At 72.8% G+C, this 16,655-nt stretch carries 14 protein-coding genes and 2 tRNA genes; 11 read left to right on the forward strand and 5 right to left on the reverse strand.

Features of this window, described 5'->3' with window-relative positions; all coding sequences use genetic code 11:
- The first annotated feature begins 17 nt into the window (after positions 1 to 17).
- Positions 18 to 1,490, forward strand: coding sequence for a mycofactocin dehydrogenase MftG (mftG, locus tag EV383_RS01095; RefSeq protein ID WP_165438191.1), 1,473 nt, complete (start codon positions 18 to 20; stop codon positions 1,488 to 1,490).
- A 114-nt stretch (positions 1,491 to 1,604) separates the two neighbouring features.
- Complete coding sequence (locus EV383_RS01100) at positions 1,605 to 2,117, forward strand: GNAT family N-acetyltransferase (RefSeq protein ID WP_130288174.1); 513 nt, start codon at positions 1,605 to 1,607, stop codon at positions 2,115 to 2,117.
- On the opposite strand, the gene EV383_RS01105 is transcribed toward EV383_RS01100, so the two are convergent.
- The gene (locus EV383_RS01105; RefSeq protein WP_165438192.1) at positions 2,101 to 4,428 is read right to left on the reverse strand and encodes an acyl-CoA dehydrogenase family protein; all 2,328 of its coding nucleotides are present in this window, start codon (positions 4,426 to 4,428) and stop codon (positions 2,101 to 2,103) included. The genes EV383_RS01100 and EV383_RS01105 overlap by 17 nt on opposite strands.
- Before the next feature lie 91 nt (positions 4,429 to 4,519).
- On the opposite strand from EV383_RS01105, the gene EV383_RS01110 reads away from it, so the two are divergent.
- Complete coding sequence (locus tag EV383_RS01110) at positions 4,520 to 6,565, forward strand: M3 family metallopeptidase (protein ID WP_130288176.1); 2,046 nt, start codon at positions 4,520 to 4,522, stop codon at positions 6,563 to 6,565.
- 112 nt (positions 6,566 to 6,677) lie between these two features.
- Here the strand turns inward: EV383_RS01110 and EV383_RS01115 are convergent, their stop codons facing one another.
- Entirely contained in the window at positions 6,678 to 8,066 is a 1,389-nt protein-coding gene (locus EV383_RS01115; protein ID WP_130288177.1) for a glycoside hydrolase family 16 protein, read from the reverse strand.
- Positions 8,067 to 8,338: 272 nt separating this feature from the next.
- Between EV383_RS01115 and EV383_RS01120 the strand changes: the two genes are divergently transcribed.
- Together EV383_RS01120 and EV383_RS01125 are read left to right on the forward strand one after the other, a co-directional pair.
- Positions 8,339 to 9,049 carry a response regulator transcription factor gene (locus EV383_RS01120; RefSeq protein ID WP_130288178.1) on the forward strand — a complete coding sequence of 237 codons (711 nt, stop codon included), beginning with the start codon at positions 8,339 to 8,341 and terminating at the stop codon, positions 9,047 to 9,049.
- 277 nt (positions 9,050 to 9,326) lie between these two features.
- Positions 9,327 to 9,605 (forward strand): GlsB/YeaQ/YmgE family stress response membrane protein, encoded by a 279-nt coding sequence (locus EV383_RS01125; RefSeq protein ID WP_130288179.1) that lies wholly within the window; start codon positions 9,327 to 9,329, stop codon positions 9,603 to 9,605.
- 82 nt (positions 9,606 to 9,687) lie between these two features.
- Here the strand turns inward: EV383_RS01125 and hisC are convergent, their stop codons facing one another.
- Complete coding sequence (gene hisC / locus EV383_RS01130) at positions 9,688 to 10,740, reverse strand: histidinol-phosphate transaminase (protein WP_130288180.1); 1,053 nt, start codon at positions 10,738 to 10,740, stop codon at positions 9,688 to 9,690.
- 61 nt (positions 10,741 to 10,801) lie between these two features.
- Here hisC and EV383_RS01135 point away from each other — a divergent pair, with 61 nt between their 5' ends.
- The 4 genes from EV383_RS01135 (at position 10,802) to EV383_RS01150 (ending at position 13,932) form a co-directional block, all read left to right on the forward strand.
- On the forward strand, positions 10,802 to 11,497 hold the full coding sequence (locus tag EV383_RS01135) for a dienelactone hydrolase family protein (protein ID WP_130288181.1): 696 nt from the start codon (positions 10,802 to 10,804) through the stop codon (positions 11,495 to 11,497).
- A gap of 142 nt (positions 11,498 to 11,639) precedes the next feature.
- On the forward strand, positions 11,640 to 13,643 hold the full coding sequence (locus EV383_RS01140; RefSeq protein WP_130288182.1) for an acetoacetate--CoA ligase: 2,004 nt from the start codon (positions 11,640 to 11,642) through the stop codon (positions 13,641 to 13,643).
- A gap of 71 nt (positions 13,644 to 13,714) precedes the next feature.
- Positions 13,715 to 13,804: transfer RNA gene (locus EV383_RS01145), tRNA-Ser, on the forward strand.
- Positions 13,805 to 13,859: 55 nt separating this feature from the next.
- Positions 13,860 to 13,932 (forward strand) — tRNA-Arg (locus EV383_RS01150).
- Positions 13,933 to 14,057: 125 nt separating this feature from the next.
- Here the strand turns inward: EV383_RS01150 and EV383_RS01155 are convergent.
- On the reverse strand, positions 14,058 to 14,447 hold the full coding sequence (locus EV383_RS01155) for a tautomerase family protein (protein ID WP_165438193.1): 390 nt from the start codon (positions 14,445 to 14,447) through the stop codon (positions 14,058 to 14,060).
- Positions 14,448 to 14,551: 104 nt separating this feature from the next.
- Between EV383_RS01155 and EV383_RS01160 the strand changes: the two genes are divergently transcribed.
- Together EV383_RS01160 and EV383_RS01165 are read left to right on the forward strand one after the other, a co-directional pair.
- Complete coding sequence (locus EV383_RS01160) at positions 14,552 to 14,998, forward strand: winged helix-turn-helix transcriptional regulator (protein ID WP_130288184.1); 447 nt, start codon at positions 14,552 to 14,554, stop codon at positions 14,996 to 14,998.
- A 97-nt stretch (positions 14,999 to 15,095) separates the two neighbouring features.
- A complete protein-coding gene (locus tag EV383_RS01165; protein WP_130288185.1) occupies positions 15,096 to 15,491 on the forward strand; it encodes a TOBE domain-containing protein in 396 nt (131 codons plus the stop codon).
- 25 nt (positions 15,492 to 15,516) lie between these two features.
- Here the strand turns inward: EV383_RS01165 and EV383_RS01170 are convergent, their stop codons facing one another.
- Positions 15,517 to 16,398 carry an SDR family oxidoreductase gene (locus EV383_RS01170; RefSeq protein ID WP_130288186.1) on the reverse strand — a complete coding sequence of 294 codons (882 nt, stop codon included), beginning with the start codon at positions 16,396 to 16,398 and terminating at the stop codon, positions 15,517 to 15,519.
- Positions 16,399 to 16,655 lie beyond the last annotated feature (257 nt).

The raw sequence follows: 16,655 nt of genomic DNA on the forward strand, positions 1-16,655 counted from the left end.
GCGGCATCCTCGCAGGGATGCGGGAACCGTCGTACGAGGTGGTGGTGGTCGGGGCCGGGTCGGCCGGGTGCGTGCTGGCCGGGCGGCTGTCCGAGCGGGGGGTCCGGGTGCTGCTCGTCGAGGCCGGTGCGCTGTCCGTCCCGCCGGACGTCGCGTCTATCGCCTCGCTCGCCGCGACCGCCCCCGAACACGCCCTGAACTGGGCTTTCCGGGCCAACCTGACCCGCTGCGGACGCGAGGCGGCGGTGCCGCGGGGCAAGGTGCTCGGCGGCTCGGGGGCGATCAACGGCGGCTACTACGTCCGCGCCGTCCCGGCCGACTTCGCCGACTGGGCCATCCCCGGCTGGTCCGACGACGACGTCCTGCCCTACTACCGGCGCGCCGAGAACGACCTGAACGAGACCGGCCCGCGGCACGGCGACGCCGGCCCGATGCGGATCACCCGCCCGTCCGGCCCGCTGCTGGCCGACGCGACCCGCCCCTTCCTCGCCGCCTGCGCCCGCCTGGGCTACCCCGCCGAGCCGGACAAGAACGGTGCCGCTCCGCCCGGCGCCGGGCCGGTCCCCACCAACGCCGTCGGTGGACGCCGGGTCAGCGCGGCCACCGCCTACCTGCCGCCGCCGTGGGGGGACGCCGCGCCGCGCGACACCCTGACCGTGCGCGGCGGTTCCCCGGTGACGTCACTGGTGATCGAGGACGGTCGGGTCACCGGCATCCGTCTCGCCGACACCGTCGTGCACGCGGACGAGGTCGTCCTCGCGGCCGGCGCGGTCGGCACCCCCGCGCTGCTGCTGCGCTCCGGGATCGGCCCGGAGGACACGCTGCGCACGGCCGGGGTCCCGGTGCGGCGCGAGCTGCCGGGGGTGGGCCGTTGCTGGTCGGACCACCCCAGCGTGTTCGTGCCGTTCCGCGGCGGCGGCGGGATCGGCCCGGACGCGGTGGCCGGGCAGGCCGCGCTGAACCTCGACTCCGGCGCCGACCCGGCCGGTGACCTGGAGATCCTGCTGTTCGCGCGACCGTTCGCGATGGACGGTCCGGCGCACCTGATGTGTGCCCTGCAGCGCCCGGAGAGCCGCGGGATGCTCGCGATCACCTCGCCGGACGTGGCGGACCCGCCGCGCCTGGACTACAAGTACCTGCGCACCGAGTCCGACCGCCGCCGGATGCGCGCCGCGATCCGGATCGCCGCCGACATCATGCGCACCGCCGGCTGGACCCGCGTCGCCCCCGGTGGCGACGTACTCGGCAACGACGTCCGCCTCGACGGCTGGATCCGCGACGTCCTCACGACGTCGGTGCACCTGTCCGGCAGCGCGCGGATGGGGACCGACCCGGACGCCGTCGTCGATCCACAGCTGCGTGTGCACGGTGTGGACGGGCTGCGCGTCGCCGACACGTCGGTCCTGCCGTCGGTGCCCCGCCGGGGCCCCGCCGCGACCGCGATCATGATCGGCGAGAGGGCCGCGGACCTCGTCCGGGAGTCGGCGTGATCACCGCGCTGGGAGCGGAACCGACCTGGACGGTCGCCTCCGCTCCCACTGCCGTGATCATGCCTCTGTGAATCTCGGGTGCCGGGACCGACTCGACCGGCTACCTTCCGCGACGTGCTCCGGGAGGCCTCGGTCGGTGACGTCGCGGTGATGCGGGCGGTCGAGCGCGCGGCGGGGGAGCCGTTCCGCGGGCTGGGGATGGACGCCGTCGCCGACGACGAGCCGCCGCCCGTCGCGGTGCTGCGGGAGTTCGTCGACGACGGCCGGGCGTGGGTCGTCGAGCGTGACGGCGAGGTCGTCGCGTACCTGGTCGCGGCGGTGGTGGACGGCTGCGGGCACGTCGAGCAGGCGTCGGTGCACCCCGATCACGCCGGGCACCGGTACGGCGCCGCACTCGTCGAGCACCTCGCGTCCTGGTCGCGCGAGCGGGGCCACCCGGCGCTGACGCTCACCACGTTCCGCGACGTGCCCTGGAACGGCCCGTACTACGCCCGGTGCGGGTTCCGGACCCTGGACGACGACGAGCTCGGCCCGGGTCTGCGGGCGATCCGCGCGGACGAGGCCGCCCGCCGCCTGGACCGGTGGCCGCGGGTGGCGATGCGCCGGGACCTCAGCCCGAGGACCTGACCTGCCGGAACGGGACGTCCTTGTCCACCTCGGGCTCCTTGGGCAGGCCGAGGATCCGCTCGCCGACGATGGTGCGCTGGATCTGGTCGGTGCCCCCGCCGATCGAGGTGAAGTAGGCGTTCATCGCGGCGAAGTTCGCCTCGTCGCCGTCCGGGTGCGCGGTGCCCTCGAGCATCGCCTCGGGCCCGACGATCGCGGTCTGAACGGCCCCGTCGAGGTGCACCATCCGCGACATCAGCAGCTTGCCCAGCGACGCGACCGGCGACGACGTGCCCTGCTCCAGCTCGGCCTGCGCCCGCTGGTTGTTCCACCGGTTCACCGCACGCAGCGTCAGGAGCCGGGCGATGTCGTCGCGGACGAGCGGGTCGGACAGCCGTCCGTGCCGGCGGGCCAGCCCGACGAGGTCGACCTCCCCGGACGCGTCCACCGCCCGTCCGCTGCGCACGCTCGCGCCGATGTTGGACTCCGCCAGCGCGGCCCGCTCGTAGGCCAGCGCGGTCTGCAGCACCCGCCAGCCCTGCCCGGGCGCGCCGAGCATGTGCGTGGCCGCGACCCGGGCACCGGTCAGGAACACCTCGTTGAAGTGCGCCTCGCCGGTCATCTGCCGCAGCGGACGGACCTCGACGCCGTCCTGGTCCATCGGGAGGAAGAAGAAGCTCAGCCCGCGGTGTTTCGGCACGTCCGGGTCGGTGCGGGCGATCAGCATCCCGTAGTCGGCGCGGGCGGCGCCGGACGTCCAGACCTTCTGCCCGTCCACGACGAACTCCCCGCCGTCGGCGACGGCGGTCGTGCGGACGGCGGCCAGGTCCGACCCCGCGCCGGGCTCGCTGTAGAGCAGGCACATCGTGACCCGGTCGAGCAGCAGCGGCCGCAGCAGCTGATCCCGCAGCTCGGGGGTGCCGAACGCGAGGACGGTGTTCGCCCACAGGTTCACCCGGTCCTGGCCCGATCCGGGAGCCCCGACCGAGCGGAACTCCTCCTCGACGGCGTCCGCGTCGGCGTCGGACATCCCGAGGCCGAGGGCCTCCCGCGGCCAGCGCGGGACCGCGTACCCCGAGTCGACGACGCGTTCGCGCCACGCGGCGCGGTCGGCGGGGGAGTCCCGGTGGCGGGGGTCCCAGTGCTCGGCGAGCCAGGCGCGGACCTCTCCGCGGACCCCGCCGGCCGGGACCGGTGCGGCCGGGCCGTCGTCCCGGGCGACGGGGGAGGAGGAGAGGACGGCAGCGCCCTGCTCGACCGCGGCCAGGTACCGCTCCCGGTGCTCCGACGCCCCGTCGAACAGCGCCGCGGCACTGCGGGCGCGCCGCAGGTAGAGGTGCGCCGGGTGCTCCCAGGTGAACCCGATCCCGCCGTGGATCTGGATGGTGTCCCCGGCCGCCCGGACGAACGTCTCCGAGCAGAACGCCTGCGCCATCGACGCGACGGCGCCCGCGTCCGGCCGGTCCTCCGCCAGCGACCACGCCGCCTGGTACGCCGCCGAGAAGGCCGACTCGACGTCGACGAGGAGGTCGGCGCACAGGTGCTTGACGGCCTGGAAGCTGCCGATCGCCCGGCCGAACTGCACCCGCTCCTTCGCGTACGCCACGGACATGTCCAGCACCGCGCGGGCCCCGCCCGCCTGCTCGGCGGCCAGCACGATCCCGGCCGTGCGCAGCGCGCGCTCCAGCGCCCGTGCCGCGTCCGGGCCCTCGGCGAGCAGACGCGCGGGTGCCGCGTCGAAGGTGACGTCGGCCAGCGGGCGGCTCGTGTCCACGGTGCCCAGCGGCGTCACCGTGACCCCGGGCGCGCCGGCGTCGACGGCCAGCACCCGCGGGCCCTCGGCGACCACGAGCAGCAGGTCGGCGACCGGTCCGTCGGTGACCCAGCGGCGGCGGCCGGTCACGGAGGCGCCCGTCGCCACCACACCGGAGCCGCCGGTGTCGTTCCACCCGTCGTCACCGGCCACGGCGACGGTGGCGATCCGGCGGCCGGAGGCGACATCGGGCAGGTACTCCACGGCGGCCCCGCCGCCCATCTCGGCGAGCAGCGTCGCCGCCAGGACGGCGCTGGACAGGTACGGCACCGGCGACAGCCGGCGGCCGATCTCCTCGGCGACGATCGCGAGCTCGACCGGACCGGCCCCGCCCCCGCCGTGCTCCTCGGGGACGGCCAGCCCCACCACCCCGAGCTGCTCGGCCAGCAGTTCCCAGAGCTTCCGGTCCAGGACCGGCCCGGTCGTGTCCGGAGGGGCGGCGCGCCCGGCGTGGTCGTCGAGCAGCTCGCGCACCGCGGAACGCAGGGCGACCTGCTCGTCGCTGAAGTCGAAGGTCACGCCGTCAGCGTCGTTCACCGTCCGGTCCGGGGCAAGATCACCCGTGCCGTGACGGCGCGCTGGCGCGGTCGGGGCTGATTAGGTTGGGGCCATGACGTCGGACAACCCGTTCCTCGCGCCCAGCGACCTGCCCCACGAGCTGCCGGACTTCACCCGGATCCGCGACGAGCACTTCCTCCCGGCGTTCACCGCGGGCATGGAGGCCCAGCTCGCCGAGATCGCCGGGATCGTCGCCTCCGGCGAGCCGACGTTCGAGAACACGATCGTCGCCCTGGAGCGCTCCGGGCGGATCCTCGACCGGGTCGCGCGGGTGTTCTTCACCCGCGTCGGCGCGCACACCTCGCCGGCCATCCAGGAGATCGAGGCCGAGATCGGCCCGCGCCTGGCCGCGCACTCGGACACGATCGGCCTGGACCCGGCCCTGTTCGCCCGGATCGACGCCCTGCACGCCGCGCGCGACGACCTGGGCCTGGACCCGGAGTCGTTGCGCCTGCTCGAGCGCCATCACCGCGACGCCGTGCGCGCCGGGGCCCGTCTCGGCCCGGACGAGCAGACCCGGCTGCGGGCCCTGAACGGGGAGCTCTCGACGCTGTCCACGGAGTTCGGCACCCGCCTGCTGGCCGGGGCGAACGCCGCCGCCGTGCACGTCACCGACGTCGCGCGTCTGGACGGTCTGTCCGCCGACGCGATCACCTCGGCGGCCGGAGCGGCCGCCGACCGCGGGTACGACGGCGGCTACCTGCTGACGATGGTGCTGCCCACCCAGCAGCCCGCGTTGGCGTCGCTGACCGACCGTGCGTTGCGCGAGGAGCTGCACCGGGCCTCGGTCGGGCGCGGCTCCGAGCCCGGCCCGCACGACACCCGCGACCTCATCCGCCGCACCGCGACGCTGCGCGCCGAGCGGGCCCGGCTCCTGGGCTACCCCGACCATGCGTCGTACGTGATCGACGACGCGACGGCGCGCACCGCAGAGGCCGCCGGGGAGATGCTCGCCGGTCTCGTCCCGGCCGCGGTCGCCAACGCCGACCGGGAGGCGGCCGAGCTCGCCGGGCTGGCGGGCCACCCGCTGGAGGCGTGGGACTGGGCGTTCTACGCCGAGCGCTACCGCAAGCAGCATTTCGACGTCGACGCCTCCGTGCTGCGGCCCTACCTCGAGGTCGACCGGGTGATCCACGACGGCGTCTTCCACGCCGCCGGCGAGCTGTACGGGATCACCCTCACCGAGCGCACCGACCTGCCCGTCTACCACCCCGACGTCCGGTACTGGGAGGTCACCGACGCCGACGGCTCCGTGCTGGGGCTCTTCGGCGCCGACCTCTGGGCGCGGCCCAGCAAGCGCGGCGGGGCGTGGATGAACAGCCTCGTGTCGCAGTCGACGCTGCTCGACCAGCACCCGGTCGTGATGAACACCCTGAACCTGGTCAAGCCCGCCCCGGGCGAGCCGGCGCTGCTCACCCTGGACGAGGTCCGGACCCTGTTCCACGAGTTCGGGCACGCCCTGCACGGGCTGTTCTCCTCGGTCCGCTACCCGACGTTCTCCGGTACGTCCGTGCCGCGCGACTTCGTCGAGTTCCCCTCCCAGGTCAACGAGATGTGGCTGGAGGACCCGGCGGTGCTCGCCCGGTTCGCCCGTCACCACGAGACCGGCGAGCCGCTGCCGACGGCGCTGCTCGACGCCGCCCTGGCCGCCCGCGGCTACGGCGAGGGTCAGGCCACCACGGAGTACCTGGCCGCGTCGCTGCTCGACCAGGCCTGGCACCGGATCACCCCGGACGGCGGGCCGGCGACGGCCGACGACGTGCTCGCGTTCGAGGCCGACGCGCTCGCCGCCGCCGGCGTCGCGCACCCGCAGATCGCCCCGCGCTACCGCAGCACCTACTTCAACCACGTGTTCGGCGGCGGCTACAGCGCGGCCTACTACTCCTACATCTGGGCCGAGGTACTCGACGCCGACACCGGCGCCTGGTTCACCGAGCACCAGGGCCTGCGGCGGGAGAACGGCGATCGGTTCCGTCGCGAGCTGCTCTCCCGCGGCGGCGCCGTCGACCCGATGGAGGCCTACCGGGCGTTCCGCGGGCGCGATCCGGAGATCGGGCCGCTGCTGGAGCGCCGCGGCCTGGCGACGACCGGGAGCTGAGCGAAGCCGGGCCCGGAGACACCGAACCGCCCGTCACGTCCGGTGGGGAGCGCTGGACGTGACGGGCGGTTCGCGGTGTGCGGAGCCGGTATCGCTCCGCGGGGGAGAAGGCCTACTTGTACTGGCGCATCCAGGCGACCTGCATCTCGGTCGGCTCGGGGGAGCCGCCGTCCGGGAAGTAGTCGAGCTGGATGGTCGGGTGCATCGCACCCGGGGGCTGCGTCGAGGAGTCCGTGTTCTGGAACCACTGGACGCCGTCGATGTAGCCGGTGATGCCCTCCGGGGTCCAGGACACGGCGTAGTTGTGCCACTGGGTGATGTCGAGGCTCTTCTTCGCCGAGTCCTGCGAGTTGTCGGACCCGTAGTGCAGGAAGAACGAGACGTCGTCGGCCGCGCTGTTGGTCTCCGCGAAGTCGATCTCGCCGCCCTCCGGCCACTGGCCCGAGTCCGGCCACAGGAGCAGCACCGGGTGGTACTGCTTGTCGCCCTTCGGGAACTTCGCGCGCACCTCCCACTTGCCGTACTTCTGGCCCTCGCCCCAGGAGATGCCGCCGGTGTTGCCCTCGGAGTCGCCCTTGATGACGAGGTTGCCGTTCTCCATCGACACCGCGTCCGGGGTGCGGCGGCCCTGACCGTCGTGGCCGGGACCGTCGTACGCGCTCCAGTTCGCCCCGAGGCCACCACCGGTGAACTCGTCGCCGCCGGCCGCGGCCCAGCCCTGTTTCAGCGCGGTCTGCACGCCCTCGCCGGCGACCTGGGCGGCACCGGCCACCGGGGCCGCGAGCCGGGCGGGCGCCGAGCCCGACCCACCGCCGGAGCTCGATCCCGATCCCGAGTCCTCCGACGCGGACTCCTGCGCGGCGGCGGCGGCCGCAGCGGCGGCCTGCTGGGCCCGGCGCTTCTCGGCGGCCCTCTCGGCCGCGACGGCGGTGCCGATCTGGTCGGTGGCGCCCTGGGTGACCTCGGCCAGCGTGCGTGCCCCGGCCTCGCCGTTCGACGCGTTGGACGCCGCCTGGCTGGTGTCGGAGGACGAGCGACGCGCCGAGGCGTCGTTCACCAGGGCCGAGTTCAGGTCGGGGGCCTGCGAACCGGGCTGCAGCGTCGTGAAGACCAGCGCCGCAGCCAGGATCGCGGCGCCGCCGATGCCCAGCGGCGCCAGCTTGCGCACGGAGGAGCGACGGGTCGAGACCTCGCGATCGACCTCGACCACGGAGGAGTCCGCGGATAGCGCGTCCTCGCCGGTGCCGGAGTCGGTGCCGAGGTCGTCGTCGGGGAGCCGGTGGGAGCCGGTTCCGGACGTCCGCTGGGTGGGCAGCTGACCGGCACCGTCGGTGTCGGTCGGTCGGTCCTCGACCAGGACACCCGTCCCGAGGTCGAGATCAGGGGTGACCGCATGGTGCCGGCCCGTCTGCACAGTGGGGGAGCTGTGCTCTGCGGTGACTCGTGCGATCAGCTCTCGGGGGTCGAGCTGATCCACCGCAGCGGAACTCTTCCGTCGCATGGGGCGGGACTCTATGGAGAGTCACGTTCGGTCACCAGCCAAACTGAGAAGGATGGTTGCCTCCTCGCGCCGACAGGTAGTCCTGGCGCGCTCAACGAGCACCTGGCGTAGCGAGACGCAAAGATCTACTCCGAACGGATCAACGTGGTTCTCAGGCAGGGCCGAACGGCGCAACCCGTCCGTGTCCGTCGCACCGTTAGCCGATTGTTACTGGCCTCCGGTGGCGCGAGAGTGGGTCGGATGACGCCCTCCGCTCCCCACGGGGTTCGTTCGTGACCGACGTCCTGATCCCGTCGCAACGCACGCACGCCCGACCACACACCGTCCTGCTCGCGCTCCCGCCGTCGGCCACGTCGCTGTCGGTGCAGCGCGGGCTGCGCCACGAGCTCGGAGCCGACGGCGTCGCCGTCGTGCCCGTGTCCGACGGCATCGGTCTGCTCGACGGCATCCGCTCCGCCGCCGCCGCACTCGTCGTCCTCGACATGGAGCTGCCCGGCCCCGACCCCGGTGTCGTTCTCGGTGCGCTGCACAACGAGGCCCCGACGACACCGGTCGTCGCGATCACCTCGCGCGAGCGCCGCGGCTCGCTCGTCGGGCTGCTGCGCGGGGACCGCGACGACTTCCTGCTGCGCCCCTTCATGGTCGACGAGCTGACCGCGCGGATCCGGCTGCGGCTGCGCGCCGCGGCGGGTCTTCCGGCGCCGATGGTGCTCAGCCACGGCGGGCTCGCGGTGGAGATCGACCACGAGGTGGTCTCGGTCGACGGCCGGCCGATCGCGCTCTCGCCGACCGAGTACGCGCTGCTGCTCGCGCTGCTGGCCCGCCCGGGCGAGGTCGTCTCGCACGACGACCTCGCCGACCAGGCGTGGTCCGAGCCGGTGTCGGCGAACCTGGTCCAGGTCTACATCTCCTACCTGCGCCGCAAGATCGGGCCGGAACGGATCCGCACGGTGCGCGGAGCCGGTTACCAGCTCGAGGGGTGAGTGGATTCCACCGGCACCGGTGATCGAATTCCGGTCATACGGCGGGAGGACGCTCGATGACGTTTCCCGGAAATTGCCCGCGGGCTCGTCGTGGACCCTGAACTCGCAGGTCAAACACCGTTAACCCGCTCGGGTGACGAATTGTGGACGGAACGACTCCGTCGCATAACTGTTCGGTCGTCATCGTGGGTGGGACCGGCATCGCAACCCGTGAACCGTGCTACCCACATCTCAGCCGTTCGGCATCTCGGCCCGGCCGGCATGAGGAGGGAAAACCATGACGTTCCTGTGGATCATCGGAATCATCATCGGCGGTCTGATCATCGGTGTGATCGGCAAGCTGATCCTGCCCGGCAGGCAGGCCATCCCGATGTGGCTGACGATCGTCGCCGGCATCGTCGGCGTCGTGATCGGCACGCTGCTCGCCCAGGCCTTCGGCCTCGGCACCGCCGGCGTCTGGAACATCGGCGAGATCATCCTGCAGATCGTGGTCGGCGTGATCGCCGTCGCCGCGGCCGCCGCGCTCTACCCGAAGATGGTCACCGCCAAGCGCTAGGCACCATCCGCACCCGGCCCGGCCCCGACGACGTCGCGGGGCCGGGCCGACGTGTGTGCGGACCCCGCGTGGGGCCGGTGACTCAGCCGGTGAACGCCGTCGCGGCGGCGATCAGCGCGTCGTTCTCCTCGGGCCGGCTGACCGTCACCCGCACCCCGTGCGGCGGGAACGGCCGGACGACGACCTTGTGCTCCGCGCAGTGCGCCGCGAACGCGGCCGAGCGGTCCCCGAGCGGGAGCCAGACGAAGTTCGCCTCGCTGGCCGGCACCGTGAACCCGGCCGCGAGGAGCGCGTCGCGCACCCGGTCCCGCTCGGCGACGACCTTCGCGCAGTCGGCCAGGATCTCGTCGCGGTGCTCGATCGCGGCGATCGCGCCGGCCTGGGCCACCGAGCTGACGCTGAACGGCGGGCACACCTTGCGCAGCGCCGCCGCCAGCTCGGGAGAGGTCAGCGCGTAGCCGACCCGCAGCCCGGCCATCCGGTAGGCCTTGGAGAACGTGCGCAGCACGACCAGGTTCGGGTGCGCGTCGAGCAGCGGGCGCCCGCTGACGGCGTCCGGGTCGGTGACGTACTCGGCGTAGGCCTCGTCGAGGGCGACCACGACGTCCGGCCCCACCGCGGCCAGGAAGCGCTCGAACTCGGCTCGGCGCACGACCGGCCCGGTGGGGTTGTTCGGGCTGCAGACGAAGATCAGGCGGGTCCGCTCGGTGACGGCGGCGGCCATCGCGTCGAGGTCGTGGCGGTACTCGCCGTCGAGGGGCACCGTGACGACGTCGGCGCCGCCGATCTGGGTGACGATCGGGTACGCCTCGAACGAGCGCCAGGCGAACATCACCTCGTCACCCGGTCCGAGGCAGCTGACCTGCACGAGCTGCTGGCACAGCGTCACCGAGCCGCACCCGACGGCGATCCGCTCCGGCGCGAGGTCGTACAGCGCGCCGATCCGCTCGGTGAGCTCGACGACGCCGAGGTCGGGATAACGGTTGCCGTCGGCCGCCGCCCGGACGATCGCGTCCAGCACGGCGGGTGCGGGCGGGTCGGCGACCTCGTTGCTGGCCAGCTTGATCAACCCGGGGACGGTGCGGCCCGGCACGTAGGCCGGCAGGGAGTCCAGATCGGGGCGGATCAGCGTCATGTCGGTCACGGTAACCGCTGGGGGATGACCCGGGTCGGACCACTCTGGAAGGGTCACGCCCATGACCGAGATCCGCACCGAGACCGTGCCGCTGGTGGACGGCAGCGAGCTGCGCCTGACGATCGCCGAACCGGACGGCCCGGTCCGCGGCGGTGTCGTGGTGCTGCACGAGGCCCGGGGGGTCACCGACTCGGTCCGCGGCCTGGTCAGCGGCATCGCGGGCGACGGCTGGCTGACCGTGGCCCCGCACCTCTACCACCGCGACGACGCCGACGAGATGGGCGAGGAGACCGACGACGCCCAGGTCGCCGACCAGGTCGGGCGTCTGGACTACGAGCAGGTCATGAGCGACTGCGACACCGCGTTCGGCTGGCTGGCCGAGCACGACGTGTCCAGCGACCGGATGGGCGTCCTCGGTTTCGACCTCGGCGGCACGGTCGCGCTGATCGTCGCCGCGAACCGCACCCTCGGTGCCGCCGTCACCGTGGCCGGCGGGGGGATCGAGAAGGCGCCCGCGGGCAGCGTCCCGTCGCTGGTCGACGCCGCACCCGAGCTGACCTGCCCGTGGCTGGGCATCTACTCCGAGGCCACCGACCCCGGCGCGCTGGACAAGCTGCGCGCCGCAGCGGCCGGGTCCGGGGTGGCGACGAACCTGATCGTCTACCCGAGCAGCGGCTACCGCTTCGACGACGACCCCGAGTCCGCCGCCGACGCCTGGCAGCGCGTCCTCAACTGGTTCGACTCGCACCTGCGCTGAGAACGCGCTGACGCGCCCGTGCGCGGCTGTGTAATCGGGGACGGGCACTGCCAGGGCAACGATTTCCGCGCACGAGGGCGTGCGGACGACGGGTCCTCGGAGACCACTGGCACCGCGGCGCGTCGTCGGCGAAGCTGGGGCCATGACGTCCGCAGAGACCGGCACCGCACTCGAGACGGACAGCCCGGAGACGGTGTGGCGGCCGGACCCGGCCACCGCACCGGACACCGAGATCGCGCACTTCGCCGCCTGGGTCCGTGACGAGCGCGGCGTCGAGATCGGCGACGTCACCGACTACGCCGCCCTGCACGACTGGTCCGTCCGCGACCTGGACGGCTTCTGGTCGGCCGTCGCCGAGTACTCCGGCGTGCTGTTCCACGACAAGCCGACGGCGACGCTGGGTTCCCGCGAGATGCCGGGTGCGGAGTGGTTCCCCGGCTCGACGCTGAACTACGCCGAGCACTCGCTGACCCCGGGCCCCGGCCGCGCCGACGACGACGTCGCGATCCAGTTCGTCCGCGAGGACGGCCTCGAGCGCACCGTCACCCACGCCGAGCTGCGCGACCAGGTCGGACGCGCCCGCGCCGGGCTCGTCCGGGCCGGGGTCGGCAAGGGCGACCGGGTGGTCGCGCTGGCCCCGAACAGCGTCGAGACGCTCGTCGCGTTCCTGGCCGCGGCCAGCCTGGGCGCGATCTGGTCGTCGTGCAGCCCCGACTTCGGCGCCCGCGCGGTGCACGACCGGTTCGCCCAGATCGAGCCGGCGGTCCTGGTCGCCGTCGACGGCTACCGCTACGGCGGCAAGGCCTACGACATCCGGGAGAACGTCGCGGCGCTGCGTGGGCAGATGCCGAGCCTGCGCGAGACCGTCCTGGTCGGCTACCTCGACCCCGACGCCACCCTCGACGGGACGACCCCGTGGGCGGAGTTCACGGCCGAGCACGCGCCGCTGGAGTTCACGCCGGTCCCGTTCGACCACCCGTTGTGGGTGCTCTACTCCTCGGGCACGACCGGCCTGCCCAAGGGCATCGTGCACGGGCACGGCGGGATCGTCCTCGAGCACCTCAAGGCGATGCGGCTGCAGCAGGGGCTCGGCCCCGGTGACCGCTTCTTCTGGTTCACCACCACCGGCTGGATGATGTGGAACTTCCTGATCGGCGGGCTCCTCGTCGGGGCGACGCTGGTGATGTTCGACGGCAGCCCCGGCTACCCCGACCTGGGTGCGCTGTGGAAGCTCGCCGCGAAGCACAGGGTCAAGCTGTTCGGGGTGTCCGCGCCCTACGTCCAGTCCTGCCTCAAGGCCGGCCTGCGCCCCGGTGACGAGCACGACCTGTCGTCGATGGCCGCACTCGGCTCCACCGGCGCGCCGCTGTCGTCGGAGGGGTTCCGCTGGATCGCCGACGCGGCGGGGAAGCACATCCAGATCTGTTCCGTGTCGGGCGGCACGGACGTCTGCGCGGCGTTCCTGGGCTCTGCCCCGACGGTCCCGGTGTGGCTGGGGGAGCTGTCGTGCGCCGCGCTCGGTGCCGATGTCCGGTCTCTCGGCGAGGACGGCACCGACCTGCTCGACGACGTCGGCGAGCTCGTGATCACGACGCCGATGCCGTCGATGCCGGTGATGTTCTGGAACGACCCGGACGGCTCGCGACTCCGGGAGGCCTATTACGAGGACTTCCCCGGCCGCTGGCGTCACGGCGACTGGGTCCGGCGCACCCCGCGGAACTCCTACGTCATCTACGGCCGCTCGGACTCCACGCTCAACCGCGGCGGGGTCCGGATGGGCACCGCGGACTTCTACGCCGTCGTCGAGGCGTTCGACGGCGTCGCGGACTCGTTGGTGATCGACACGACGTCGCTGGGCGCGAAGGAGGAGGGCTCGCTGCTCTGCTTCCTGGTCCTCGACGCCGGCGCGAGCCTGGAGCAGGTCGAGCCGGAGCTGAGGAAGGCCCTGCGCAAGGAGCTGTCCCCGCGGCACGTCCCGGACCGGTTCATCGTCGTGGACGCCGTGCCGCGCACCCTGAACGGTAAGAAGTGCGAGGTCCCGGTGAAGAAGATCCTGGCCGGGACCGCGCCCGAGAAGGCCGTCAGCACCGGAGCCCTGCAGAACCCGGACTCCCTCGCACCGTTCCTCGACCTGGCCGGACGCTGATCCCGACCCGGGTCGAAACCGGTGGATGCCGGTGTGTACTCTTGGCTTCGCTGGTGGCCGTGAGGCGCCGGGGAGGCTTCGCCTAGTCTGGTCTATGGCGCCGCACTGCTAATGCGGTTTGGGGTAACCCCCCATCCCGGGTTCAAATCCCGGAGCCTCCGCACTGGCGCGGCCGGACCCCCCGGGGTCGGGCGGCGACAGCACAACTGAACACATGCGCCCGTAGCTCAACGGATAGAGCATCTGACTACGGATCAGAAGGTTAGGGGTTCGAATCCCTTCGGGCGCACACAGGAATCAGCCCCGACCGGCACCGCCGGTCGGGGCTGATCTCGTTTCGGTCGATGATCGTCGTTCAGGCTGCGACAGGCGACAGGGTTGTCGCGCATCGCAGCCGGAGGTCTGATCATGAGCTCAGAGCACGGCGCCCGGGTCGTCGGCCGTCTCCGGAAGGATCACGCCCTCCTCCAGGACGTTCGCGCCCGGGACCTCGTGCAGGAACACGGCCACGTCCTCCTTCGCGTCACCGGTGATCGCGCACCAGGCGTCGGCCAGACCGTGCAGGAGCTCGCCCCGGATCTCGGCGGAGCGGCCCGAGCGGATGAGCCCGACCAGTCGTGGGCCGGTGACGGGCTCGCCGGCGACGAAGATGCTCCCCGCCGGGACCTCGACGAACGAGCAGTGCACGTACTTCCCGGGCGCACCGGTCACCTCGGAGTGCACCTTCGTCATCGCCGCGGCGACCTCGGCCTTGTGCTGCAGTGTCGCGCCGCCGGTCGGAACGGTGAACTGGTAGTACGGCACGGTGGCCTCCCGGGAGTGGTCGAACTCGATTCGAGTCCGACCGTAGCGTCGCCGGATGGTGCCTGCAAGCTCGACGGACTCGAAAAGTGTCCTACTCTGGAGGCATGAAGCACGACGAGTTGCAGGACGTCTACTGCTCGGTCGCCCGGACCTGGTCGGTGATCGGCGAGCGCTGGACGATGATGATCCTGCGCGAGTGCTTCCGCGGCGAACGCCGCTACGACCACTTCCGGTCCAAGCTCGGGCTGGGCAGCAACGTGCTCAACGACCGGCTGCGTCTGCTGGTGGACGCGGGCGTCCTGGACCGGGTGCGCTACCAGGACAACCCGCCCCGTCACGAGTACCGGCTCACGCCCAAGGGGGCCGACCTCTATCCGGTGCTCGTCGCCGTCATGGCGTGGGGCGACAAGTACGAGAACGACGTCCCGCCGGTGCGGCTGGTCCACCGCGGCTGCGGGCACGCGGCCGAGCCCCGGATGACCTGCGCCCACTGCGCCGAGCCGGTGGGGTGGCGGGACATGACGGCCGAGTTCGAGCCCGCCGCCTGGTAGGGCGCATCCGCCGCGGCGGCGCCCCGATCGGTGGATCGTGGCGCGCTCGGACCGGGGCGAGGTCCGGGGACATCGCCGGTGGTCCTAGCATCGGGGCGTGGCGATGTTCAGGATCTCGTACGCGGCGGAGCTGCTCGGCGTCAGCGACGACACGGTGCGCCGCTACGTCGACCAGGGGCACCTGTCGGTCCGCACCGACGCGTCGAACCGCAAGGTGATCGACGGCGTCGACCTGGCCACGTTCAGCCGGGAGCACGCCACCCTGCCCGGCGAGAAGTCGTCGATCCGCTCCTCGGCCCGCAACCGGATGGTCGGGCTGGTCACCGCCGTCACCGCCGACACCGTGATGGCGCAGGTCGAGATCCAGTGCGGGCCGCACCGCGTCGTGTCCCTGATGAGCACCGAGGCGGTCAACGAACTCGGCCTCGCGCCCGGGGAGCTGGCGGTCGCGGTCATCAAGTCCACGAACGTCGTCGTCGAGACGCCCCGCTGACCTCTCCCCGAGCCGGTCCGTCCGATCAGGGCGCGGCCGGCTCGAGTGCCGTGAACGCGGCCGCGTGGTCCGTCGCGAAACCCGTGACCGACCGCGGGGAGTACCCGGTCACGTCGGACACCGTCGTCGTGACGTCCGCGGCCTCGCCCCGGGCGTAGTGGGCGTAGTCCTCGACCAGGCCGTCGACCTGCCAGTCCGGCAGCACCCCGCGCAGGCTCGCCGCGAAGCTCTCCGGGTCGACGTCGACGAACGTCACGGTCCGGCCGACGGCGGCCGAGATCGCGGTGGCGATCTGCGCGTGCGTGACCGCGTCCGGGCCGGTGATCGTGTGCACCGCGGCGTCGTGCCCCGGCTCGGTCAGGGCCGTCGCGGCGACGGCGGCGATGTCGCGGACGTCGACGGCGCTGATCGGCACGTCACCGATCGGCGCGAAGAACCGGCCCTGCTCGCGGATCGGGCCGGCCATCGCGAGCAGGCCCTGGAAGAAGAGGTTCGGCCGCAGGAACGCGAACCCGATCCGCCGTTCACGGATCCGGCGCTCGACGGCCGCGTGGTAGCGCAGGAACCGGACCGGCGAGTCCTCGTCGGCGGCCAGCTGCGAGAGCTTGACGATCTGCGCGACGCCGGCCTCCGCGGCGAGGTCGACGAACCGTTCCTGCTGCTCCTGCGCCCGCTCGGACGACGGCGTCACCAGGTAGGTGCGCTCCACCCCGTCCAGGGCCGCCGCGATCGAGCCGGCGTCGTCGAAGTCCGCGACCACCGCCTCGACCCCGGCGCCGGCGAACCGTGCGAGGTCCCTCTCCGACCGCACCGTGGCCCTCACCTGCACGCCGCGGCGCACCAGCAGGTCGACGAGCGGTGCGCCGGTGTTCCCCGTCGCACCCGTCACCAGCACTGTTCCGGCCATTGCTCCCACCTTCGAGATCGTCGATTTGATTAAAGAGCACTGCTCTCTTGTTCGAGAGTGCCACGGCGCGGGCCGGATCACAAGAGCAGTGCTCTCGGTCCGGGAGGGTCCGGGGGTGTGACGTGGACGGCGCCTGGCGGTGGATCACGACCCAGGGTCTGCGAGCTGGTGATCTTGCGGTTATCGTTTCGCTGCCGCCGGTTCACCGATCGTTCACCATGCGGCATCCCCCGATGCGCCGCACGGACCGTGCGGAC

It is taken from the genome of Pseudonocardia sediminis (assembly GCF_004217185.1).
Lineage (GTDB): Bacteria > Actinomycetota > Actinomycetes > Mycobacteriales > Pseudonocardiaceae > Pseudonocardia > Pseudonocardia sediminis.